Annotated in this window: 16 protein-coding genes and 1 pseudogene; 11 read left to right on the top strand and 6 right to left on the bottom strand. The window is 67.7% G+C overall.

The window, feature by feature from the left end; genetic code table 11:
* Window positions 1-550 precede the first annotated feature (550 nt).
* The 3 genes from CQY20_RS27760 to CQY20_RS27770 all read left to right on the top strand — a co-directional run bounded on the left by CQY20_RS27760 (window position 551) and on the right by CQY20_RS27770 (window position 3,557).
* Complete coding sequence (locus tag CQY20_RS27760) at window positions 551-1,801, top strand: MFS transporter (protein WP_097943599.1); 1,251 nt, start codon at window positions 551-553, stop codon at window positions 1,799-1,801.
* A 113-nt stretch (window positions 1,802-1,914) separates the two neighbouring features.
* Window positions 1,915-2,970: a M48 family metallopeptidase gene (locus CQY20_RS27765; protein ID WP_097943601.1), complete on the top strand. Its 1,056-nt coding sequence runs from the start codon at window positions 1,915-1,917 to the stop codon at window positions 2,968-2,970.
* A 38-nt stretch (window positions 2,971-3,008) separates the two neighbouring features.
* On the top strand, window positions 3,009-3,557 hold the full coding sequence (locus CQY20_RS27770) for a hypothetical protein (RefSeq protein ID WP_097943603.1): 549 nt from the start codon (window positions 3,009-3,011) through the stop codon (window positions 3,555-3,557).
* Between the two features lies 1 nt (window position 3,558).
* Here CQY20_RS27770 and CQY20_RS27775 read toward each other — a convergent pair whose 3' ends face one another.
* Both CQY20_RS27775 and CQY20_RS27780 read right to left on the bottom strand, forming a co-directional pair.
* Window positions 3,559-4,338 (bottom strand): hypothetical protein, encoded by a 780-nt coding sequence (locus CQY20_RS27775; protein WP_097943605.1) that lies wholly within the window; start codon window positions 4,336-4,338, stop codon window positions 3,559-3,561.
* A gap of 59 nt (window positions 4,339-4,397) precedes the next feature.
* Window positions 4,398-5,525, bottom strand: coding sequence for a helix-turn-helix transcriptional regulator (locus tag CQY20_RS27780; RefSeq protein WP_097943607.1), 1,128 nt, complete (start codon window positions 5,523-5,525; stop codon window positions 4,398-4,400).
* A 147-nt stretch (window positions 5,526-5,672) separates the two neighbouring features.
* Here CQY20_RS27780 and CQY20_RS27785 point away from each other — a divergent pair, with 147 nt between their 5' ends.
* From CQY20_RS27785 to CQY20_RS27795, 3 genes are read left to right on the top strand one after another with little or no spacing between them, the layout of a single operon-like run.
* Window positions 5,673-6,605: an LLM class F420-dependent oxidoreductase gene (locus CQY20_RS27785; RefSeq protein ID WP_097943609.1), complete on the top strand. Its 933-nt coding sequence runs from the start codon at window positions 5,673-5,675 to the stop codon at window positions 6,603-6,605.
* A 40-nt stretch (window positions 6,606-6,645) separates the two neighbouring features.
* Window positions 6,646-7,140, top strand: a complete 495-nt coding sequence (locus tag CQY20_RS27790) for a hypothetical protein (protein WP_097943624.1) — start codon at window positions 6,646-6,648, stop codon at window positions 7,138-7,140.
* Window positions 7,141-7,168: 28 nt separating this feature from the next.
* Complete coding sequence (locus CQY20_RS27795) at window positions 7,169-7,717, top strand: hypothetical protein (RefSeq protein ID WP_097943610.1); 549 nt, start codon at window positions 7,169-7,171, stop codon at window positions 7,715-7,717.
* Window positions 7,718-7,720: 3 nt separating this feature from the next.
* Here CQY20_RS27795 and iniC read toward each other — a convergent pair whose 3' ends face one another.
* The 4 genes from iniC to CQY20_RS27815 all read right to left on the bottom strand — a co-directional run bounded on the left by iniC (window position 7,721) and on the right by CQY20_RS27815 (window position 13,011).
* Window positions 7,721-9,208: an isoniazid-induced dynamin-like GTPase IniC gene (gene iniC / locus CQY20_RS27800; protein WP_097943612.1), complete on the bottom strand. Its 1,488-nt coding sequence runs from the start codon at window positions 9,206-9,208 to the stop codon at window positions 7,721-7,723.
* A gap of 51 nt (window positions 9,209-9,259) precedes the next feature.
* Window positions 9,260-11,113, bottom strand: a complete 1,854-nt coding sequence (locus CQY20_RS27805; protein ID WP_097943614.1) for a dynamin-like GTPase family protein — start codon at window positions 11,111-11,113, stop codon at window positions 9,260-9,262.
* An 81-nt stretch (window positions 11,114-11,194) separates the two neighbouring features.
* A complete protein-coding gene (locus tag CQY20_RS27810; RefSeq protein ID WP_097943616.1) occupies window positions 11,195-12,211 on the bottom strand; it encodes a hypothetical protein in 1,017 nt (338 codons plus the stop codon).
* Window positions 12,212-12,477: 266 nt separating this feature from the next.
* A complete protein-coding gene (locus tag CQY20_RS27815; protein ID WP_097943618.1) occupies window positions 12,478-13,011 on the bottom strand; it encodes an Rv0340 family IniB-related protein in 534 nt (177 codons plus the stop codon).
* A gap of 233 nt (window positions 13,012-13,244) precedes the next feature.
* Between CQY20_RS27815 and CQY20_RS27820 the strand changes: the two genes are divergently transcribed.
* The 5 genes and pseudogenes from CQY20_RS27820 to CQY20_RS27840 form a co-directional block, all read left to right on the top strand.
* On the top strand, window positions 13,245-15,011 hold the full coding sequence (locus CQY20_RS27820; RefSeq protein ID WP_097943620.1) for an Hsp70 family protein: 1,767 nt from the start codon (window positions 13,245-13,247) through the stop codon (window positions 15,009-15,011).
* A gap of 13 nt (window positions 15,012-15,024) precedes the next feature.
* Window positions 15,025-17,565: an isoniazid response ATPase/transcriptional regulator IniR gene (gene iniR / locus CQY20_RS27825; RefSeq protein ID WP_097943622.1), complete on the top strand. Its 2,541-nt coding sequence runs from the start codon at window positions 15,025-15,027 to the stop codon at window positions 17,563-17,565.
* 151 nt (window positions 17,566-17,716) lie between these two features.
* On the top strand, window positions 17,717-19,570 hold the full coding sequence (locus CQY20_RS36015; protein ID WP_109789752.1) for an Hsp70 family protein: 1,854 nt from the start codon (window positions 17,717-17,719) through the stop codon (window positions 19,568-19,570).
* Between the two features lie 167 nt (window positions 19,571-19,737).
* Window positions 19,738-22,788, top strand: coding sequence for a heterodisulfide reductase-related iron-sulfur binding cluster (locus CQY20_RS27835; protein ID WP_163700960.1), 3,051 nt, complete (start codon window positions 19,738-19,740; stop codon window positions 22,786-22,788).
* Between the two features lie 60 nt (window positions 22,789-22,848).
* A pseudogene (locus tag CQY20_RS27840) lies at window positions 22,849-23,105 on the top strand (aminotransferase); the annotation flags it as partial.

Here is a 23,105-nt window from a genome sequence, read left to right on the forward strand (position 1 = left end):
AGACAAGCCACACCCCACCCGGAGGTTCTCCTCACATCAAGCCAACACGCCTGCTACCAACGTCCTGTCCCAGTACAGCTAGGCGGCTCGCAGTGTCAATCCTGGTCGGTGACAGCGGATTGCGTCACGTCTGGATGTCAGAGCGGCCGACGCCGCCAACTTGTTCCTCCAAGTGGCGTCCTTCCGTTACGAACTGGACAGCCCCGCACCTGCGCTGATGCCTTTGTTGCGATAGAGTCGCAGTTCCAGCCAAACGTCAGGCGGGGAAGGCGTTTCCATGCCGATCAGGATTACCTGGGGTTCGTACGCCGGTCGTGCAAGAACTGCTTGCAACCGTGCCGACCGAGGACACATGAGCCCTGCCAGAATTCTGTCGCAGCCGAAAATTACACCGGCGCAACGCTGCTCTGTGCCCTTCCGCAGGACGTTGGACGCCCATCAGTGATGATCAACAACGGGATGACCATGCCGTACGAACTACGGTCGAAATCGAACTCGGCTTCTTCGCGCGACGTCGTATTGGTGAGAATGCGCAGATTCGTCACAGATAATGGCTGCCGCAGCGCAACTTCATAAGCGCGCAAGCCGGTACCGCACGCTGCTGGCGCATGGAACCTTCTACACCGCCGGCGTGCAGCTCACCAATGTGTCAGCAGTCCTGCCGTTCATATGCGCACAACAGGGAATCTATTGGGCCGCGGGGCTTCTGTATCCCGCATTCAGTGTCGGGGCGATCTTCGGTAACTCGATCTCGTCGTTCATCCTGAACCTGTCTCGTCGCCGTAAGCACCTCGTCCTCGCCGCCACCGCCTTGACGATGTCGGCAACGATCGTCTGCAACGCCATCGCCGCCCAGACCGCGCTGCTCATCGCCTCGGTGTTCTTGACGACATCATTGATAGCGGGAATTACCAGGGGGATATCGAAGGTCGCCCTCTCCGAGGTGGTCTCGAGCAAACTGTCCGAGATCTGGCGGGCAGATCTGGTCCTCAATCAAGGCGCCTTCGGATCCATACTCGCCATCGTCACGACGCTTCTACTCCTGCCCATGGCAACTCGTCGTGATGGTGCGCTTACTCGTCATGTGGATCTGTTGTGGCTGGGCGCGGTGGGACTGGCAGTCGCGGGGGTGGCCGCCGTATTCGTTGGACCGGTCCACTCCCCACCGCAGACGGCGGCGCGTCGTTTCCGCGACACTTACCGCGAAGGTATGGCCGCGGTGCGGGCCGACCAATGGTTCCGCCGCTACGCCATCACGTCACTGTTGTTCGTTCCCATCAGCCTTGGCACAACGTTTTACAGTTTGCACGCGTCGGCACAGCATGGAGGCAAGGCCGGCAGTCTGCATGTGCTGGTCGTCTTTGCCAGCATCGGTCTGATTCTCGGCTCCTTCCTGTGGCGCTGGGTCTACCGCACAAGATTCGGCGTACGGGGCATGCTGGTGCTCAGCGCACTGATCGGCGCGACCGCGGCACTGATCTGCATCAGCGCCCAGGCCCTCCATGGCTGGTCACAGGTATGGGTGCACGGAATCGTTTTCCTGCTCGCAGCCGTGGCGAACCAAGCGATCCTCACCGCGGGAATATCGTGGGTGAACATCTATGCAGCCGATTACCAGCGCACGACGCTGTTCGGCTTCGCAGCCGTTGTAGTCGCTATGGAAACGTCGCTGCTCGGCGCCGCATTGGGAGTACTCGCCCAGAAGTCATCAGCCATTTGGCCGGTAACCATCCTCTTCTTCCTCAACCTGATAGCCGCGATCGCAGCATTGCGCGCGCCCACCCGCAGTTACACGCACTGACCCTTACGCCCAAACCGACAAACGGGAGGGTTCGCGCGAGAAGAACGCGCCATTGCGTCGATCTCGGCGCCATTAGGCTGGGATTTTCCGACCCGGGAGGGGGCGACGAGGCGATGGCCGCAGACATCTCGACCACACGGACGACATTCCCCGACATCAGCTCGCGGACGTGGGAGCACCCCGCCGACCGCGTCGCCCTGGCCGCGCTTCGTCGGCTGAAGGGCTTCGACCAGGTGCTGAAGGTGATCGCGGCCATGCTGAGGGAACGCCAGCACCGGCTGATATTGCTGGCCAGCGCCGCGCGCGTCGGGCCTCGGCAGTTCGCCGACGTCGACGCGCTGCTCGACGAATGCGTGCAGGTGCTCGACGCGAAGGACAAGCCGGAACTCTACGTGGTGCAGTCGCCGACGGTGAACGCCTTGTGCATCGGCATGGACACCCCGTTCATCGTCATCACCTCCGGCATGTACGACCTGATGACGCACGACGAGTTGCGCTTCGTGGTCGGCCATGAGCTCGGGCATGCGCTGTCGGGGCACGCGGTGTACCGCACGATGCTCATGCACCTGCTGCGGCTCGCGAACACCTTCGGCTTCATCCCGCTGGGCGGCTGGGCGCTGCGGGCCATCGTCGCCGCCCTGCTCGAATGGCAACGCAAATCCGAACTCTCGGGCGACCGCGCAGGCCTGCTGTGCGCGCAGGATCTCGACACCGCGATCCGCGTCGAGATGAAGCTCGCGGGCGGACACCGCCTCGACAAGCTCGACTCCCAGGCATTCCTGGCGCAGGCCCGCGACTACGAGCGCGCCGGCGATATGCGCGACGGCGTGCTGAAGCTGCTCAACCTCGAACTGGAGTCGCACCCCTTCTCCGTGCTGCGGGCCGCCGCGCTGACGCAGTGGGTGGACTCCGGCGGTTACGGCGCGGTGATGGCGGGCGACTATCCGCGGCGCGGCGACGACGACAAGACAAGTCTCGGTGAGGACTTCAGCGCCGCGGCCAAGCACTACAAGGACGGGTTCGACCAGTCGCAGGACCCGCTCATCCGCGGCATCCGCGACGGGCTGACCGGAATCGTCGGCGGCGTGGGCCAGGCCGCGTCCAGCGTGGTCGATTCGGTGGGCCGCAAGGTCTCCGAGTGGCGCCGCAACGCCGAAGCCGACGAGTAACCCGGAATCTTGCGCTCGGCTGCGTAGCGTTGGCCGAGATGAACGGCCGCATGCTTCTTGCCTGTGTGCTCGCGGCGAGCGCACTGCTCGTGGGTTGCCAGAGCAGCATCGAGGGCAGGCCGACCGCCAGCCCGCAGGAGCCGACCGAGCCCAGCTTCCCGACGTCGAGGCCGACCCCCGGCAGGCCGACCGCCGCCCCGCCGAGCACGAGCAAGCCGCCGTCGGGTTCGGTGTCACCGCCTGGCGCCGAGGTGCTGCCGCCCGCCGAGTCCGGCTATGTCTTCATCGAGACGAAGTCCGGCCTGACCCGCTGCCAGATCAGCGCGCAGTCGGTCGGGTGCGAGGCGCCGTTCACGAACACCCCGATGCAGGACGGCATCCGCGCCAACGGAGTTGAGGTGACGGCCGACGGCGAGATGAGTTTCATCGTGGGCAATCTCGGCGACATCCCGGCCGTCACACTCGACTACCGCACCTATGAGGCCGTCGGCTGGACCATCGACGCCACTGAGGCTGGCACCCGGTTCACCAACCAGCGCACCGGCCACGGCATGTTCGTCAGCATCGAGAAGGTCGAAAGCTTCTGAGTCAGAACGTCTTCGCTATCTCGACGCGGCCGATCTCCACATCCTGGCCCTGGAAATTTCCGCGGCACACGGTCACGGTGTTGTACTGCGTTCCCGTGCGGATACCCGATATCTGGAAACTGGTCCCGGCCTTCGCCCCGACGGTGAAGTCCCTGTGCGTCGGCGGTATCAACGAATTCGGCGCTGTCGCATCGTAAGTGCAATCGCCCGCCACGTTCGAAGAGTTGTTGACATTGACCGTGAGCCCGCCGGTCGTTTCGGAGAAGTTCACCGATATCGCATTCTTCGGCGCCTGCTCAGGGGGCGGAGCTTGCTGCGGCGGTGGTTGCTGCTGGGCCGACCCAGGTGGCGGCGCTGCTACCGGGTCGACGCAACTGAGGAGTTTCGCGGTGCGCCATGTCTTGCCCTGGAACGGCTCCTGCGCGGTATAACCCTGCGTCGAACCGTCGCTGAATATCGAACCCACATAGATCTGAGTTCCCTCGGGATATTGGATTGTCACCCTGAGGTCGGTAGGCGAGGTGAACCCGCCCGTCACGGTCCCCGTCCTCGTTGGCTCGCCAGTCTTGTCGTTGGTGGCGGTGGCTTGCCCGCTGGCGACTGTTCCCTTCGAGGTAAACGTCACCACCCAACCGGTGAAATCCTCGAGAATCGTCACAGGCCCGTCGAAGCCGTACTGCTTGCACGGCTGTCCGTGCGCAGGCGTCATATCTATGAATGCAGCGCCTACCGAAGCAAAGGCCAGAGCCGACGCGGCGACCAGCCACTTCGTGGTGGACATGTCTCACAGCACAGCAGCCTTACGGGCCGGCGTCCTCCCCCAAACAGAGGAGATTTGAACTACTTCCGACGAGTAGCGGCGAGCTCGCGCAGCAGCAGACGGACCAATTCGGCCTGGCGATGAGTACCGGTCTTATGGAACACGTGCTTGAGATGCGTCCGAACGGTGGACACCGAAATCGACAGTTGTTCGGCGATCGGGGCGACACCGGTTCCGTCCAGTACGCGCAGCGCCACCTCCGCTTCGGTTTTGGTCAACCCGTAGAGCCGTCGCAGCGCCGCGGAGTCGGGGACCGGCTCGTGCTCGGGGTCGACGATGACGATCAAGGCGCTCGGAGCGGCCATTCCATGGGCCTCAGCGCTTGTCGGAACGACACGTACGACATAGGGACGTTGGCCGAAGGACCGTGGAATCGACACGCAATCGCCCGTCGCGGTGTCGGGTCCATGGCCGGCCAGTGCCCGCTGCACGGCCCGCCCCAACGCATGATCGGCATGAGCCACCGACGCCCTGAGAAGCCCTGAGACGACGCATAATCCGTCACGGGCGGCGACCATCGATTCGGCCGCAGGGTTGAGATGAAGTATGCGACCGTCACGACCGACGATGGCGATGCCGTCCGACACCGCATCGAGCGCCGCCACCAGATCGCGATAACGATGATCGGCGTCGGCGAGCCGTGCGCCAATCCTGAGAGCATGTTGCATGTGCGGAACAAGCGCCCGCACCAACGACACTCGCTCCTCTGTGCCGAACGGCTCCTGTCCGAGCTTCGCCGCCACGCACAGCCACGACGTGCCTGCCTCACTGCGACTCAACGCGGCGTAGACGCCGTCGCCGTAGTCGTTCGGATCCGCCCAGTCGTTCCAGAATTCGCTTCGCATCAGCCGGTCGCGGTCGTGGAGACGTTCGCTCGGGAGAACCAGTCCGGTCGGCATGCGGTCGAAGGCGGACGGAGATGGATCCAAAGCGCCGTAGTAGTCGTTGTAGGCCGTCATGCTCGCGGGGTCGGCCCCGACAGACTTCATGGTGATCTCGCTGTGCGCGCCGCCGCTGATCAGCAGGGCACAACCCGTCGCTCCGACTGCGGAAGCGAGGTCTTCGAGCGCGACGGTCCAGTTGTTCGATTCCACCGCGGCGTCGTAGATCTGATGCACCAGCCGCGAGAAGTGTTCAGTTGTCACCATCGCCGCACTCCGCGTCGAACGCGCGTGCTCTACGAGCCCGGCCGGGCAGCACCGTGGGGTCGGAGCTTGTTCCCGCAGGTGATGCTACGCGCGAAGCTGTGAACTCCCCTCGGTTTCGGCGCTGCAGAGACCGCATAGGCTTGGCCCGTGGACTTTCGCGCATTCGTTGAACCCCAGCAAGGCGCCACCTACGCCGACCAGCTCGCCGTCGCCAAAGCCGCGGAGGCATCCGGCTATTCGGCGTTCTTCCGATCCGACCACTACCTGGCGATGAGCGGCGACGGGCTACCCGGCCCCACCGACTCGTGGGTGACGCTGGCAGGCATCGCCCGCGAGACGGCGTCGATCCGGCTCGGCACCATGGTCACCTCGGCGACGTTCCGCTATCCGGGGCCGTTGGCGATCTCGGTCGCCCAGGTCGACGAAATGAGTGGCGGCCGTGTCGAATTGGGCCTCGGCGCGGGCTGGTTCGAAGCCGAACACAAGGCCTATGCCATACCGTTCCCGCCGCTGGGCGAGCGGTTCGAGCGGCTCGGCGAGCAGCTCGACATCCTCACCGGGCTGTGGACCACACCGCAGGGCCAGACGTTCGACTACACCGGCAAGCACTACACGGTGACGGACTCGCCCGCGCTGCCCAAGCCGGCGCAGCGGCCGCATCCGCCGATCATCATCGGCGGGGCAGGCGCCAAGCGCACCCCGGCGCTGGCGGCGAAGTACGCCGCCGAGTTCAACGCGCCGTTCATGTCGCTGGACAACGTGAAGAACATCTACGGCCGGGTGCGGGAAGCGCTGGCCGACGCGGGCCGCGCGCCGGGCGCACTGACCTTCTCGGCGGCGTTCGTGGTGTGTGCAGGCCGCGACGACGCCCAGGTGGCGGCGCGCGCCGCGGCGATCGGCCGCGAGGTGGGCGAGCTGCGGGAAAGCTCACCCGTGGTGGGCACACCAAACGAGATCGTCGACAAGCTGGCCGCATTCGCCGAAGCCGGCGTGCAACGGGTCTACCTGCAGCTTCTGGACATGTCCGACCTCGACCACCTGGAATTCTTCGCCGCCGACGTGGTGCCTCAGTTCCGCTAGGAAGGCGTTGGCGCAGGTCGTCGTAATACCATCGGTGGCCGTGGCCCGGCCCGATCTCGACGACGTCGACGAGTTCGACGAGTACGACGACGAGCCGCCGCAGCCCTGGCACAACTCGACGGGCGCGGTGCTCGGCGCCAGCGCGATCGGTCTGGCCGTCATCGTCGCCCTGGTCGGGGCGGTGGTCTATGTGACGAAGCAGGATCCGCCCGTGGCGCCGATCGAATTCGTCGAGCCGACATTCTCGGAGCCAGGATCGGCGGCCCCGTCGACTCCGACCACGACACCGACCATCACCAGCACCGCTCCGATCTCCACCACCGAGATCAATCCCCCGCTGACGCCGACCACCCCGGGCTCGGAAACCAGCGGCACCGAAACCAGCGACACCGAGACCAGCGACGCCGACACCGGCGCCGAATCGCCGTCCCGGACCCGTCAGCGTCGAGATGACGACGACGGGCCGACGCGCACCACCCGCAACCGGCCGCGCACCAACGTGACCCGCACCCTGCTGCCCCAGCAAGCGGGCTGACCCCGCGCTGCGCCTACTATCGGTGCCCGTGGCGCGAAACGGACCTCCCGACGACCCGAACTATTACTCCGACAGCGAGCCCACCGCCTACGCGGCCAACTACGGCGGCGGCGACTACCCGGGCTCCGGAGGCTACGGAGGCTACGGGCAGGGTCCGGGTCAGCCACCCGAACCGCCCGTGCCGTGGTACCGCAAGCCCGCGGCGCTGATCGGATTCGGCGCGCTCCTCGCGCTGCTGCTGGTGCTGATCGCGTGGCTGATCATCAATCTGGTGTCGGATTCGTCGGAGCACACCGACACGACGACCACCACCACGACGACGACCACCACCACGACGACGACCACCACCACGGCCGAGACGACCCCGCCCGCGGTTGTTCCGCCTCAGACCGTCACCGAGACACCGCCGCCGCCGACCATCACCGAGACGGCGCCGCCGCCGGAAACCACCACGACGACGACCGAGCCGACCACGTCGGTCAGCACGAGCACCGTCACCGAGACGGTCACGCCGCCGGAGAACAACCCGCCCGGTCCGCAGATCCCCGAGCTGCCCGACATCCTGCCCGGCGGATAGGCGTCAGCGGCGGCCGCGCGCGGCGTACTCGGCGACCAGCGCTTCGGCGCTGCGCACCGCGGCCCGGCATGCGCGGGTGGTGAACGGGTCGTTCAACGGATGCTCGGCCCGCCGCCGCCAGCGCTGCGCGGCGGCGAACGCGGCGCGGGGCCCGTCGTAGGGGTTTTCCGGTGTCAGCCCGAGCCGACTGGCCGCGTCGGTGCCCGAGCCGCCGATGATCCGCCGCAGCGACGCCATCTCGTCCTCATTCAATGTTGTTGGACGCGAACGCAATTGGCTGAGCAGCCGCAGCTCTTCGAAGGCGTGGGTGTCGGCCAGCAGCGGGTCGATGTCGGCGATGATGTAGGGCGTCGCATAGATCGGGTTGGCCTGCACGAACTGCCGCAGCGACAGCAGCGCGGTGTGCGCCTTGAGCAGATCGGACCGCTGCGCGAACTGCTGATCGATGACCTCGCGCAACGCGACGAGCCCGCTGCGTTCCAACAGCTCGTCGGCGAGTGCGACGGAGTCGGTGACACCGGTGCGCAGCACCGCGATGGAGATCCGCAGACCGAACATGCCGAACCGCTCCAGCAGGGCGGCGCGGGTGGCGGCGTCGACCGGCAGTTCGCTGTCTTCGCGCACGAAGCGGTCCACCGACAGCATGGCCTTGGCCAGCTCGCCCGCATCCACGCCTGCGAGCTTCTGCAGCGCGACGAACTCGCTTTGCCTCAGCGTCCGCGCGGTCAGTGCGAGCAGACCCGAAACCGGTACGACTGCCTGGCAGATGCCGGTCTTCTCCAGCTCGGCGGTGAATCGCTGAGCCACGTCGCGCGCCGACAACATCGCGTCGATGCGGCCCGCGCCGATTTCGTCCGCGCGCGAGGCGACACCGATGACTCCGAGCGCGCCGGCGGAGCCGCCGACCAGCTCGCCGATCTGTTTGAGCAGCGCGATGTCGGCCGCGTTCAGGGTGCGCAGCAGGAACACGACGGCGTCGACGCGCGGCACCCCGTCCTCGGGCACCAGCAGCTGCAGCGTTCGCTGCGAGACGTCGCGCGACAGCGAGGACGTGCCTGGGGTGTCGATGATCGTGGCGTCGATCAGCTCCGCGGCCGGCCATTCGACCTCGAGGTCGACGATGTCGTCGGGATCCAGGCTGGCCAGGTCGAACGTCAGCCCGCCGTTGCGGGCGATCGGGACGTTCGAGCGTCGGCCCCCACGGTGGTTTGCCGTGACTTTCGGGGTCGGGCCGTGCCGGAACCAGGTCACGATGCGGGTGGCCTCGGTGGCGTCGGTGGGCGCAATGTCTTCGCCCACAAGGGCATTCACCAACGTCGACTTGCCTGCCTTCAGGGTGCCCGCCAACGCGATGCGGATGGGCTCGTTGAGCCGACGGCCGATGCGCTCCAATTCGTTGTGCACGTCGGGGCGATGGCGGTACGCAGGATCGGCTCGGTAGGCCTGAATGGTGCCACCGAGGATTGCGCGCACCTGATCGCTCGTGCTCATATCCGGTTAATCAGCTTATGCACCGGACATGAGAGCCACCGACTCGCCTTGTCAGGGCCTTCCCGCGGGCTGCGGTTCGGACGTGGGCACGGCCAGCTTGTTCGCGTTGTCGATCACCTGACCGAGGATGTTGAGCTGACGCTCGAGTTCGTTGATGCGGTTGTTGCGCTCGTTCTCCTCGATTTTTGCCGCCGTCAGCATCGCCTGCAGCGACTCGTTGAGCGAGCGGGTGGTCTGGTTCGCGATGCCGCGGTAGTGATCGCGAATCTGGCGCTGGATGCCCTTGAGCCGGTCGCGTGATTCCTTCCCGACGACGAATGCGACGTCGTCGACGAAGCGGCGCACGTTCATCTTCGCCTCGTTGCGCACCCGCAGCATCCGGTTTTCCATGTCTTCCTTGTATGCCTTGCGGCCCAACAGAAGTCCGGCGCCCAGCGACAGCGGGTTGAACATGCCCAAGCCGGCGAACGAGGTCAGCATGCCGAACATCAGCACACCCCCGTAGGAGCCGCGCATGCCGGTGACCACCTTGTGACCGGCCTTGATCGGCTTGGCTTCCAGCTTGGCCAGCGACTTGAGCCCCTCGAAGCCCGCGCCCATCTCCCGCGCGTCGATCTGCGGCATCTTGACCGCCTCGAGGCCTGCCTCGACGAACGTCCTGCCGACCTCCTCGGCGAGCGCCTCGGCGCGCTGATAGGCCCAGACGAAGTTGTCGCCCACCGCCGTCGCGACCGCGTTCTCCAGTTCGGCACCGATTTCGGCCCAGTGATTGGTGGGGTCACACTCGTCGATGACCTTCTCGGTGTGCTGGGTGATGGCGCGGAACCGGGCCCGCAGATCGTGGTCGACGTCTGAGGTCAGATCGGCGATGCCGTCGTTGAGCACCTGCTGCCACAGCGCGGTGTGCTGCAGCGCCTCCTGCGCCTCCTCCTTGCGTCGCTCCAGGTCTTCCTTGAGCCGTTCCCGGGTCTCCGGATCGTTCAGCGCCGACAGCTCGGATTCCAGCGCCATCTTCAAATGCTCTGCCGCCGAGCGGATTTCGGCCAGAACCTGATCGCGGATCCGGTCGTTCTCCCTGGACAGCACCTTGTCGCTGAGGAACTTGATGATCGCAGGGAAGTTGGACTCCTCATTGAGTTCCTTGTCGCTCATCTGCAATGCGTGGCTGCGCAACAACGACGACGCCGGTATCACCGGCAGCGACAGCCCGGCCCGCTGCAGGTGGGCCTTGTTGGCCTCGACGATCTCGCGCCAATGCGGGTAGAGATCGGTTTTCGTCGCGACAATCGCTGCCACCGGGCAGATTTCGTACGCCTGCCGGATGAACGTCATCTCCGGCTCGGTGAACTCCTGGCTGGTGTCGCTGATCATCAGCATCGCGTCGGCGTCGGGCAGCACGCCGAGCGTGGCCGACAGATGCGGCTGGCCGTGCCCACCGACCCCGGGGGTGTCGACGAACGCCAGGCCGTGTTTGAGCAGTGGGCTGTTGGCGGTGACCTCGACCCGCAGCACCTCGCGGCCGCCGGCCGGCGGGGCGTGCCGCAGATCGTTCTTGAGGTCGGCGGGTGGGATTTCAATGACTTCGGGCTCGCCGCCGTTCGGTGAGGCCACCACAAGTTGGGCCGACACCTGCTCCGCGTAGGACACCACGGTGGTCAGCACGGTCGACTCGTCGTCGCCGACGCGGGCGACCGGCACATTCAGCAGCGAGTTCAGCAACTGGCTCTTGCCCTGCTTGAGGTGGCCGGCGATGACGACGCGGATCTGCGGATCGGCAATGCGCACCCGGGCCCGTGCGAGCCGTTCGGCGAGGTCCGCACGGTCGTTGCCCTCGGCGATCTTCTTGGTGTGGTCGATCAGCTCGAGGATGACCTTCACCTTGCGGGGGTCATTGGGTTGCGTCATGGTGCCCCTAACGGTAGACGCGCCAACTGGCGGGGACCGCCGAACGATCCCCGCCAGCTGCGCTATGTGGTTGTGGCTCGATCAGAACAGGTCGACGTCCACGCCCTGGTGGATGTCGGTCTGCTGGTGCGTCGAGTTGTCGTCGTGGCTGGCGTCCACATCGCCGCCGACGCTGCCGCCGACGTTGGTCTGATCGCCGCCGGCCCAGTCGTTGTCCTCGTTGCCGACCGAGACGGGCGCGGAGGATCCGGAGACGTCGACATTGTTGATGTCGTCGCCGGCCGACTGGTTGTTGCTGTTGGTGTTCTGCGTCGGGGCGATGATCACGCCGCCGCCGGAGCCACCGGCCGCGGCCCCACCGTCGCCACCGTCGTTGCCGATGCCGATCAGGCCGCCGCCGCCATGGCCACCGTCGCCACCTGCCGCGTTGCCGCCGCTGGTGTCGATGTCACCGACCTGGGTGTTCTGCCCGCTGCCGGTGTTGGTCGCGACGTCGCCGCCCGCGGTGGTGTTGACGTCGTCGCCGGTGTCGTTGAGGTCGTTGTTCTTGCCGCCGGCCTGGACATTGGAGCCCTGTCCGGCGGTCACGTCACCGGTGTTGGCGCCGTCGTTGTCGTCGCCGACGATGTTGCCGTCGCCCTCGACATTGGTGGTGTCCACGTTGCCGCCGATGGTGCCGGTGTTGACCACGGCGCCGTCGGAGGCGTTGATGTCACGGCTGAAGTCGAAATCCAGGTTGACGTTGCCGACGCCCTGCTGGACGTCTTCGCCGGCCCGCGGGCTGCCGATGTCGTTGTGGCTGGCCAGGTCGGTGTTCGTCTCAGGGGCGAACACCCGCTGCGGCGCGAAGGTCAGGCCGTGATTGTCGGCGACCGTGTGCTGCAGCGCCTGGACCGGGTCGCTGTGGCCGTAGACCGCTGCAGGCGCGACCACCGCGGATGCGGCCTGCGTCAGCTGCGCCTGGGTCACCGCGGTGCCCATCGCCTGCGACGCGGCCTGCGTCGGGTTGGCGACGAAGGCGCGAACGTCATTGGGGTCGGCGCCGGGGCGGGTCAGGCTGAGCAGCCAGTCGAAGAGCATCGAGATGGGGTTCGTCATTGGAGTGCCTTTCGGGTGAGTGTTGTTTGTGGTCGTCACCGGGCCGTCCGGCGATCTGTCCACCACGTTATGGAGCCGCCGACCCCCCGGAAACGGGGTCGGCTCCCATCCCTACACGGGCCCATGCCGGGATGGCTGGGGGCTCCCCAATAGGGGATTAGGGGATGGCTAGGGGAAGAGTCGTTTGCGCACGTCAATAAGGCCCGTGCAGACGAAAAACGGCGCGGCCGTGGTGGGCCGCGCCGTTGTCAGAGGGTAGGTGGTCGTCAGTCGAAGAGGTCGAGTCCGGAATCGCCGGCGTCGGGTTGGGGGCCGTCGTCGACGACGTCGTGCCAGTCGGTGTCGGCTGCCTCGCCCACCAGGGGCGCGTCGTCGACGATGCCGCTCGCCAACTGCGTGGATGGATCCTCGAAGTCGGCGACGGTCGGAACGCCGGCTTCGGCCAGCACGTCGAGACCGGCGTGCAACGACTCGTCGGGTTGGTCGATGACGTTCGAGGCGATGGTGTGCCCGTCGTCGACCGTCGGAACCGAAAGATCCTCGCCGAACGCGTCGAACGCCGCGGTGGCCGCGCCGCTGGTCCACACATTGGGGTCGCCTGCCAGGGCGTCCGCTCCGGCCGTCGGGGTGCCCATCGACAGCGACTCCGACACCACGGGGATCAAGGCGTTCACGTCCGTGCTGGTGACGTCGCCCAGATTGGCCTCCTGAATGGCTCCGGAGGGGTCGGCGGCGTAACGCGCGGCGGCGTCAGGGTCCCGCACCAACGACATCACAAAGTCGAGTAGCGGGTTTGCCATGACACACCTTCTTTCATTGCACGATCGTCCTGTCCGCGAGGGCCTTTACTGCCTTTTATTGACAGCACCGATGCTATCGAGACGCAGGTCAGCCGTGATCGGTGTGAAACCCGCCCTTATATAAGGGGTGTTAGGGGACCACCCGTTAGGGGTTTGCGCGCCACTAGGGGGATCTGCCGGTTGTCGACCCCTTCTGACGCTATCGTGATGGACGGCCGTCTACAGGAGCTTGCATGAGTGATCCGCTCGGGTTGTCCGTAGGGATGACCAACCTGGTCGCTGCGCGCATCGGCCACCCGCCTGTGATGCGGCGCGCGGTGCTCACGCTGTTTCCCGACCGGGCACCCGAGGTGGGTGTTCCTGGCGGAAACCCCGCGCTGAATCAGCCGGGTGTGGTGTTGACCGGCTTCGTCGAACGCGTCGGGGACCCGGTTCCGCTTGTCGCCGAGGACGGCAGCTCGCACCGCGGCGAAGTTGTTCTCGCCCAAGCACTCGAAGCGATGGCGCGGGCGGTGGGCGGCGGCGAGCCCGTCGCGATCGCGGTGCCTGCGCACTGGGGCCCCGCGTTGACGGGTGCACTGCGCGGCGCGCTGCGCGCCCATCCGACGCTGGCGCCGCACGGCGTGCCAGCGGCACTGGTGCCCGACTCGGTCGCGGCCCTGACCGCGCTGCAGGCGGCGCCGGGTCTGCCCACCAACGGCGTGGTGGTGCTTGTCGATCTGGGCGGCAGTGGCACCAGCATCACGCTGGCCGACGCGAATGCCAACCTCGCGCCGATCGGCGAAACCGTCCGTTACCCAGAGTTTTCCGGCGACATGATCGACCAGGCGGTGCTCAACCATGTGCTCGCCGGCGTCGCCGCCGCCAACGACGCGGACCCGGGTAGCACCGCCGCGGTCGGTTCACTGGCACGACTGCGCGACGAGTGCAGGCAGGCCAAGGAGCGGCTGTCTGCCGACTCATCCACCTCCGTGCCGGTCGACTTGCCGGGTTTCCGGTCCGATGTCCGTTTGACACGCAACGAGCTCGACGGCCTGATCGCGGGCCCGCTTGCCGGCTTGTTGGCGGCTATCTCGGAGACGTTGCAGCGCAACAACATTTCGCCGGCCAGCGTCGTCGCCGTGGCCACTGTCGGCGGCGGCGCAGGAATTCCGCTTGTCACCCAACGCCTTTCCGAGCAGTTCCGCGTCCCCGTCGTCACCACACCGCAGTCGCAGCTGAACGTGGCCGCCGGCGCGGCGTTGCTGGCCGATCAAAGCTTGTCGGCCGAGGCGGCGACGGGGTTGTCACCGGCTGCGGACGTCCCCACCGGTATCGCGCCTGCGGCTTGGGCGGCCGGCGCGGCGGGCCTCGCGGCGACCGAATCCGCCGCCGACGGCGCGCAATCCGCGACGTTCCGCGCGTTGGCGTGGTCCGAGGACGACGCGGGGACGGCCGAACCGGTGCCCTACACCGGGGCCGACTACGCCGCCGACGTCTACTCCGGTCCGACCGACGTCCGCCCGCCGATGGCGTTCACCCCCGAGGCGGAAGCAGAGTATCCGGCCGAGCCTGCGCCGCTGCCGTGGTACAAGCGGCCGCCGATCTTGTTCGGTGCGGCCGCGGCCGCAGCGCTGCTCGCGATCGGCGGCCTGGCGATCACGCTCACCAGCAACAGCGGCGTGCTGGGGCCGGTCACGGAGACCAGCACGACGTACTCCATGGAGCCGCCACCGACTTCAGTTGCGCCGCAGACCATTACGGTCACCGGGTCAAACGGAGAGCCGAGCACGACGATCATCACGCCACCTCCGCCGCCACCGACCACGACAAGCCCCACGACCACGACGACGTCGCCGACCACCACGACAACCACGACCACCACAACCACGACGACGACCACGACCACCACGACAACGACCACCACCACAACCACGACCACCACGACGACGTCTCCGCCTGCGCCGGAACCGGAACCGGAACCGGAGCCGGAGCCCGACCCGGACACTGACGGGGCGTAGCGGAGCGACTGCGATGGCCGGGCCCGCGCCAGATGCATTGACCGACATTCCGCCGGCCGCCCGCGAGGCTGTTTCGACGCTGATCGCCGCGCCCGCCGAACCGGTCAGGTACCTGGTGTCCGGTGGCATCGGCACCGGCAAGAGTTCGGTTCTGGCCGCGGCACGCACGGCGTTGCGCTCGGCGGCGGTGCCGGTGCTGACCCGCGCCCCGCGTCCAGGCGACGATCCGGCCGCAGCCGTCGTCATCGACGACGCGCATCTGCTCGCCGACGAGGAACTCGAACAACTCGTCGCAAGGGTGTCCGACTCCACGTCGACGGTGATGATCGCCGCCGAACCACTCACCCAAGCGCCCGCGCTGCGGGTGCTGTCCACCGCACTGGGGCGGGAGAACCCGGTGATCGCCCTCGGCGCGCTCAGCGGCGCCGAGGTGGCCGACGAGGTGCGCGTCGTCACCGGCATCCAGCCACCGGCCGAAGTCGTTCGGGCACTGATGGTTTCGACTGCCGGCCTGCCGTTTCTGCTGCGGCCTGCGATCGCGGCGGTGGCATCGCCGAGTGGCGACGGGATAGCCAACGCCGTGGCCGATGCGGCGCGGTTCGCGTTGATCGAGCGTCTGCGCCGGCTCGACGAACCGGTGCTCGACACGATGCTGGTGTTGTCGTTGAGCCCGGACCTCGGGCCCGACGACGTCGCTGCCGCATTGCGATTCGAACCCGGGCAGGCGCAGCGGTTGGTCGACCGTGCCCGCGCCAGCGGCCTCATCGAGCCGTCGCACAACGAAAGCTTCTTGACGTCGGTGCATCTCGCCGTCGCCCAGATCATCGGGGCGTTGCGTCACCACGACGTCGAGATCGCGCTGCTGTGCTCGCAGATCGAATTGACCACGCTGACAGCGGATCTGGCGTTACGGATGGCCGACCACGGTCTGCGCGACGATCGACTCGCCAACGCGCTGGCTGACCTCGCCGCACACAGCAGGAGTCAGCCCGCCAAGGCGGCCAGGCTCTACCGGGCCGCCGCGGCGGCGGGCGCGACCGCCGTCAGCACCCGACTGGCCGACGCACTGGCGCTGACGGGTGACTGCACGACCGCGAGCCGGTTGACCGATGACCTGCTGGCCTCCGACGACCCCGCCGAACGCGCCGCGGCCGTCCGCATCGCGGCGAGCATCGCCGCGCACGACGGCAGCGCCGCACAGGCCGCCGAGCTGTTCCGTTGGCTGGGGCCCTATCCGGACGCCTTCGTCGGCGCCGCCAATGCGATCGTGTCGATCGCCGCGGGCGACGCGGAGGCCGCACGGGCTGCCTTGAGCACCGAAAGTGCTGGTCCCCCAACGTCTACGGCGCGCGCGGCGCAGAGCTTGGCGGCGGGCTTGCTGCTGTCGCTCGACCAGCCGTTCCCCGTCGCGGTGGCCCGCCTCGGCCAGGCCATCACGTCCGAACAGCACCCGCCGGGCGTCGCACCCGACAGTCCCGCCGCGCTCGTCACGCTGGCGGCGCTGCACGGCGGTGACCCCGTGCGCGCGCGCAGCGTCATCGGCCGCGCGGTGCGGGCCGGCGCCGAGGACGACGTGTTCTCGGCGTACCGGCACCGGCTGCTGCTGGGGTGGGTGCGGATGCAGGACGGGCAGCTCGCGTCGGCGACGGCCGACTCCGCCGCTGTCGCCGACGCGTCATTGCACCGCCGCGATGCGCTGTGGGCGGCGGCGCTCAACACCGCGATCGCACGGCGCAGCGGTGACGGCGGCGCCGTGCAGAAGCACTGGTATGCCGCGATGGAGGTGCTCGCCGAATATTCGGTGGACCTGTTCTCGCTGCTGCCGCTGGGCGAATTGTGGGTCGCGGCCGCGCGGATGCGGCTGGTGGACCGGTTGCAGCACACCCTCGACGAGGCGTTCGCCCTGCTGAAGGGGTTGGGTGACCCGGTGCTGTGGTCGGTGCCACTGCACTGGGCCGGCGTGCACGCCGGAATCCTGGCCAACTCCCCCGAGGCGGTCGCCCCGCACGGCCATGCCCTCACCGCGGCGGCGGGGCAGAGCGCGTTCGCCAAGGCGCTCGCCGCCGCGGGCCGGACCTGGTTGCGGGTGCTGGCCAACCATGTCGACGCCGACGAGGTCACCGCCGCCGCCCGGCTGCTGTCGCAGTTCGGCCTGACATGGGACGCCACCCGGCTGGCGGGGCAGGCGGCCCTGCAGACCCCGGACGGGCGGGTGTCGAGCGCGATGCTGCAACTGGCGCGCGACCTCAAGCTCACCGTCGCGGTCGACGACGACGCCGGCGTCGAGTCGGCGCCCGCGACCGCAACGTCGGCCGGCTCGTCGCGGCCATCCTCGCGGCTCTCCGAGCGCGAGCGCGAGGTGGCCGAACTGCTGCTGCTGGGCATGCCGTATCGCGACATCGGCGCCCAGCTGTTCATCTCGGCCAAGACTGTCGAGCACCACGTGGCACGCATCCGCCGTCGGCTCGGCGCCGAGTCCCGTTCGGAAATGCTGTCGATGCTGCGGGCCATGCTGTCCATGCCGAACCAGACGGACTCGCAGAACACCAAGTAGAACCCAAGATCCCCTAACCGCCCCAAATCCCCTAACCGAAATCCCCCATGGGGCTCGCCGGGGCACCGGGTACAGCACCGATCCGCGACGGCATCGTGGCGCCTACGGTCGATCCAACCAGTTTGTGACGAATCCGACTCAGAGGTGTGACATGTCGAATCCGCATGGCGGCGCGGCGAATTCGCTCGGCCTGACCGTAGGGGCGACGAACCTCGCCGGCGCAGGCAGCGGACAGCGACCTGTCGTTCGTCCCGCGACGGTGACCGTTGACCGCGGGCTGGTGCTCACCGGATTCGTCGACCGCGTCGGCGACCCGGTCCCGATGGTGACCGAGGACGGCAACCGGCACCGCCCCGAGGTCCTGCTGGTCGAGGCGCTCGACGGCCTGGCCCGCAGCACCGCCAACACCGCACCGGTGTCACAGGTTGGGGTGACAGTGCCCGCGCACTGGCGCGCACCGATGGTCGAAGCCCTGCGCGCGGCGCTGAGCCGCAAGCCCGGCCTGGCGCGCGCCGCGCTGACCACGGACGCCGCCGCCGCGGTTACTGCGCTGCGGGCCAATCCAGGCCTGCCGTCGTCCGGGGTGATCGCGGTGTGCGACTTCGGCGGCAGCGGCACCAGCATCACCTTGCTTGACGCGGACGCGCAGGACGCCCCCATCGGTGACACCGTCCGCATCGCCGACTTCTCGGGCGACCAGATCGACCAGGCGATGTTGACCAAGGTCGTTGCGGAAATCTTCGAGGCCACCGATGCCGACCCATCGGGCACCGCGATGGTCGGCTCGCTGCGCCGGCTGCGCGACGAGTGCCGGCGCGCCAAGGAGCGGCTGTCCGACGAGACCGCCACCGCCGTCATCGTCGACCTGCCCGGGGTCGACACCACCGTCCGAGTGACCCGCACCGAGCTCGAGCAGTCGATCGCCGGGCCGTTGGACGAGTTCCTCGCCGCGCTGGGCGACTCGCTGGATCGCAATCGTGTCTCGCTGGCCGACATCTCGGCCGTCGCGACGATCGGCGGCGGGGCGCGCATCCCGCTGATCACCCAACGACTGTCCGAACACCTCCGCACCTCGGTGGTGACCACGCCCCAGCCGCAGCTCACCGCCGCGGAGGGCGCCGCACTGATCGCCGACCGCAGTCGTTATGTCGACACCGCGACCGCGATCAGCCCCGCCGCCCCGATGACCGCCACCGCCGCTGCGGTCGCATTCGATACCGACGAGCCGTCGCCCACCGTCGGCGCGCTGGCGTGGTCGGAGGTCGAGGACGATCCCTTCGACGCGATCCATTTCGCCGAGCACGTTCCCGGCGACATCGACGTGGAGAGCCGGCCGCAGGTGCACTTCGCCGACAACCAGTGGGAGGAAGCGCCGCCGCCGAAGCGCCGCGGTGCGGTCGTGGTTTTCGCCCTGTCGGCCGCGGCCGCCGTCGTCGCCGCGGTGGTGTTCGGGCTGACGACACTGACCCGGGACTCGCAAACCGTTCCGGCAGGCACCGAGTCCAGCATCGCGCCCCCACCTGCGCCCGCCGCGAACGCTCCAGCGGCCGAAGCCCCAGCCCCGGCGCCCGCGCCGGTCGTCACGACGGTGGTATCGCGCCCGCAGCCGCGTGTCGTGCTGCGACAGCAGCCTGCCGCCCCGGCGCCTGCGCACCCGGCACCCGCCGCACCGGCCCCGGCTCCCGCGCCAACGCCGGAGAACCCCGCACCACAGAACCCCGCGCCACAGAACCCCGCACCCGAGACCCCAGGCACCCCGGATCCCGGCACGGGTACCCCGCCGATCGATCCGGGCCCCGGAGACGGCGGTACGAGCACTCCGCCCATCGACCCGGGCACCGGCGGTGGTGGCACGGGCACACCACCGATCGACCCCGGCACCGGAGGCGGCGGTGGCACCGATACCGGTACCGGCGGTGGCGAAATGGGCACCGGAACCGGCACCGATTCCGCAACGGGCACCGACGCCGGCGCGGTCACCGGCGACGCGGCAAAGACTCCGTGACCTAACGGCCGAGTTGCGGCGGCCGAACCCGTCGACGTTGGTTAGGGCAACCTGTGTAGCGACGTCTCCCCGCGAGATGCAACCATGAGCTGGCATCGAGCATAAGTTACCGACGAGTAACTTCAAATAAGTTACCCTCGGGTAACTTGAACTTTGGGAGGCATGGGGTGGAAACCCAGACGCTGATCAGGCTCGTCGTCGGGCTCGGCATGACCGCGCTGGTTCTGGTGTTCGCGGCTAAGCGCGTTTTGTGGCTAACGAAACTGATCCGATCGGGCCAGAAGACGGGCGACGAGCACGGCCGCAAGGACAACCTCGGCACACGCATCGCCACTCAGATCAAAGAGGTCTTCGGGCAAACCCGGCTGCTGAAATGGTCGATTCCCGGCCTGGCCCACTTCTTCACGATGTGGGGCTTCTTCATCCTGGCATCGGTCTACCTCGAGGCCTATGGCCTGCTGTTCGACCCCGACTTCCACATCCCGTTCATCGGCAGGTGGAACCTGCTGGGCTTCCTGCAGGACTTTTTCGCCGTCGCGGTGCTGATCGGCATCATCACTTTCGCGATCATCCGCGTGATGCGGGAACCCAAGAAGGTCGGCCGCGAGTCCCGCTTCTACGGGTCGCACACCGGCGGCGCCTGGCTGATCCTGTTCATGATCTTCAACGTCATCTGGACGTACGCCCTGGTGCGCGGCGCCGCGGTGAACACCCAGACGCTGCCCTACGGCAACGGCGCGTTCTTCTCGCAGTTCATGGGCTGGGTGATGCGCCCGTTCGGGCACACCGCCAACGAGTGGATCGAGACCATCGCGCTGCTCGGCCACATCGGCGTGATGCTGGTGTTCCTGCTGATCGTGCTGCACTCCAAGCACCTGCACATCGGCCTGGCACCGCTGAACGTCACCTTCAAACGGTTGCCGGACGCCCTGGGTCCACTGCTGCCCGTCGAATACAAGGGCGAACCGATCAACTTCGAGGATCCGCCCGAGGACGCGGTGCTCGGGCGCGGCAAGATCGAGGACTTCACCTGGAAGGCCTACCTCGACTTCACCACCTGTACCGAGTGCGGCCGCTGCCAGTCGCAGTGCCCGGCGTGGAACACCGGTAAGCCGTTGTCCCCCAAGCTCGTCATCATGAACCTTCGCGACCACCTGTTCGCGAAGGCGCCCTACATCCTCGGCGACAAGGAAACGCCGCTGGAGAACACGCCAGAGGGCGGCGTCGGCGAGGAGCTGCGCGGGGAGAAGAAGAGCGAGAAGCACAGCCACGACCACGTCCCGGAGTCCGGCTTCGAGCGCATCCTCGGCTCGGGCCCTGAGCAGGCCAGGCGGCCGCTCGTCGGCACCGCCGAAGAGGGCGGCGTCATCGATCCCGACGTGCTGTGGTCGTGCACCACGTGCGGGGCATGTGTCGAGCAGTGCCCGGTGGACATCGAGCACATCGACCACATCGTCGACATGCGCCGCTACCAGGTGATGATGGAGTCCGAGTTCCCCGGTGAGCTCGCTGTGCTCTTCAAAAACCTTGAGACCAAAGGCAATCCGTGGGGTCAGAACGCCAAGGACCGCACGAACTGGATCGACGAGGTCGACTTCGACGTGCCGGTGTTCGGCAAGGACGTCGACAGCTTCGAGGGCTACGAGTATCTGTTCTGGGTCGGCTGCGCGGGCGCCTTCGAGGACCGCGCCAAGAAGACCACCAAGGCCGTCGCCGAACTCCTAGCCATCGCCGGGGTGAAGTACCTCGTGCTCGGTGAGGGTGAGACCTGCAACGGTGACTCGGCGCGGCGCTCCGGCAACGAGTTCCTCTTCCAGCAGCTCGCCGCCCAGAACGTGGAGACGCTCAACGACCTGTTCGAGGGTGTCGAGCGGGTGGACCGCAAGATCGTCGTCACCTGCCCGCACTGCTTCAACACGCTGGGCCGCGAGTACCCGCAGGTGGGCGGCAACTACACAGTGCTGCACCACACCCAGCTGCTGAACCGGCTGGTCCGCGACAAGAAGCTGATCCCGGTCAGCCCGGTGAGCCAGGACGTGACCTACCACGACCCGTGCTACCTCGGCAGGCACAACAAGGAATACACCGCGCCGCGCGAGCTCGTCGGCGCCTCGGGAGCCAAGCTCACCGAGATGCCGCGGCATGCCGACCGCGGATTGTGCTGCGGCGCAGGCGGTGCCCGCATGTGGATGGAAGAGCACATCGGCAAGCGGGTGAACCACGAACGCGTCGAGGAGGCGCTGGACACCGGCGCCTCGAAGATCGCGACCGGCTGCCCGTTCTGCCGCGTGATGATGACCGACGGCGTCGACGACCGCGCCGAGGCGATGGGCAAGGAGAAGGCCGAAGTCCTCGACGTGGCGCAGCTGCTACTGGGCTCGCTCGACAAGAGCACCGTCACCCTGCCTGAAAAGGGCACGGCCGCAAAGGAAGCCGCCGAGCGCGCCGAGAAGCAGGCGGCCGCGGCACCGGCCAGAGCTGAGGCCGCACCCGCGACCGCGGAGAAGACGCAGCAGGCGGCACCCGCGGAAGCCAAGCCCGCGGCGGCCACCGAGACCAAACCGGTCACCGGGCTCGGCATTGCCGGCGGCGCCAAGCGTCCCGGCGCGAAGAAGACCGCGGCGCCCGCAGCGGAACCCGCGGAGAAGCCGGCGGAAAAGCAGGCCGCACCCGCCAAGGGCTTGGGCATCGCCGCAGGCGCCAAGCGGCCCGGTGCGAAGAAGACCGCCGCCGCGCCCGCCGAGGCCAAAGCCGAGACGTCGGCCGAGGCAGAGGCACCGGCCAAGCCCGAGACGCAGGTCAAGGGGTTGGGCATCGCCGCGGGCGCACGTCGTCCCGGCGCCAAGAAGGCCCCGGCGAAGCCGTCGCCGAACGAGGGTGAAGCCACCGTCACGCAGCCGCCGAATGTCGACCCCGACAAGGCTTTGCCCGGCGCCAAGGCCGAGACCGCCGACTCCGATCTGGGTGTGGAAGCCAAGCCCGAACCCGAGGTGAAGGGCTTGGGCATCGCTCCGGGCGCGCGTCGACCGGGAACGAAGAAGGCTGCCAAACCCGCCGCGAAACCGGCTGCCCCGCAACCGGAATCGGCGAGCGACGGCGAATCCTCAGCCGCCGCTGAGCCTTCCGAGCCTTCCGATGAGGGCAACGGCGACAAGCCGCAGCCACCGGTGAAGGGCCTCGGCATCGCGAAGGGCGCACGTCCGCCCGGCAAGCGCTGACGTTGGCGTTCATTACGAGCAGGTACCGATCGGCAAATTCCATTTGCCATCAATGAGACGATGGGCGACGTGACTACCCACCAGGTGCCGTGGCATGCGACGGGCCACCACCCGCGGCAACGCACGTTCACGCAGTCTTCGAAGCTGCAGGACGTCCTCTACGAGATCCGTGGGCCGGTGCATGAGCATGCGGCGCGGTTGGAGGCTGAGGGTCATCGGATTTTGAAGCTCAATATCGGCAATCCGGCGCCGTTTGGGTTTGAGGCCCCGGATGTGATCATGCGCGACATGATCGCGGCGTTGCCCTATGCGCAGGG

Source organism: Mycolicibacterium agri (assembly GCF_002553505.1).
Classification (GTDB): Bacteria; Actinomycetota; Actinomycetes; order Mycobacteriales; family Mycobacteriaceae; genus Mycobacterium; species Mycobacterium agri.

Bases quoted from the DNA above. Each gene is read 5' to 3' on its own strand.
- CQY20_RS27760 (WP_097943599.1), top strand. From the start codon at position 551: ATGGCTGCCGCAGCGCAACTTCATAAGCGCGCAAGCCGGTACCGCACG.
- CQY20_RS27765 (WP_097943601.1), top strand. From the start codon at position 1,915: ATGGCCGCAGACATCTCGACCACACGGACGACATTCCCCGACATCAGC.
- CQY20_RS27770 (WP_097943603.1), top strand. From the start codon at position 3,009: ATGAACGGCCGCATGCTTCTTGCCTGTGTGCTCGCGGCGAGCGCACTG.
- CQY20_RS27775 (WP_097943605.1), bottom strand. From the start codon at position 4,338: ATGTCCACCACGAAGTGGCTGGTCGCCGCGTCGGCTCTGGCCTTTGCT.
- CQY20_RS27780 (WP_097943607.1), bottom strand. From the start codon at position 5,525: ATGGTGACAACTGAACACTTCTCGCGGCTGGTGCATCAGATCTACGAC.
- iniC (WP_097943612.1), bottom strand. From the start codon at position 9,208: ATGAGCACGAGCGATCAGGTGCGCGCAATCCTCGGTGGCACCATTCAG.
- CQY20_RS27805 (WP_097943614.1), bottom strand. From the start codon at position 11,113: ATGACGCAACCCAATGACCCCCGCAAGGTGAAGGTCATCCTCGAGCTG.
- CQY20_RS27810 (WP_097943616.1), bottom strand. From the start codon at position 12,211: ATGACGAACCCCATCTCGATGCTCTTCGACTGGCTGCTCAGCCTGACC.
- CQY20_RS27815 (WP_097943618.1), bottom strand. From the start codon at position 13,011: ATGGCAAACCCGCTACTCGACTTTGTGATGTCGTTGGTGCGGGACCCT.
- CQY20_RS27820 (WP_097943620.1), top strand. From the start codon at position 13,245: ATGAGTGATCCGCTCGGGTTGTCCGTAGGGATGACCAACCTGGTCGCT.
- iniR (WP_097943622.1), top strand. From the start codon at position 15,025: ATGGCCGGGCCCGCGCCAGATGCATTGACCGACATTCCGCCGGCCGCC.
- CQY20_RS36015 (WP_109789752.1), top strand. From the start codon at position 17,717: ATGTCGAATCCGCATGGCGGCGCGGCGAATTCGCTCGGCCTGACCGTA.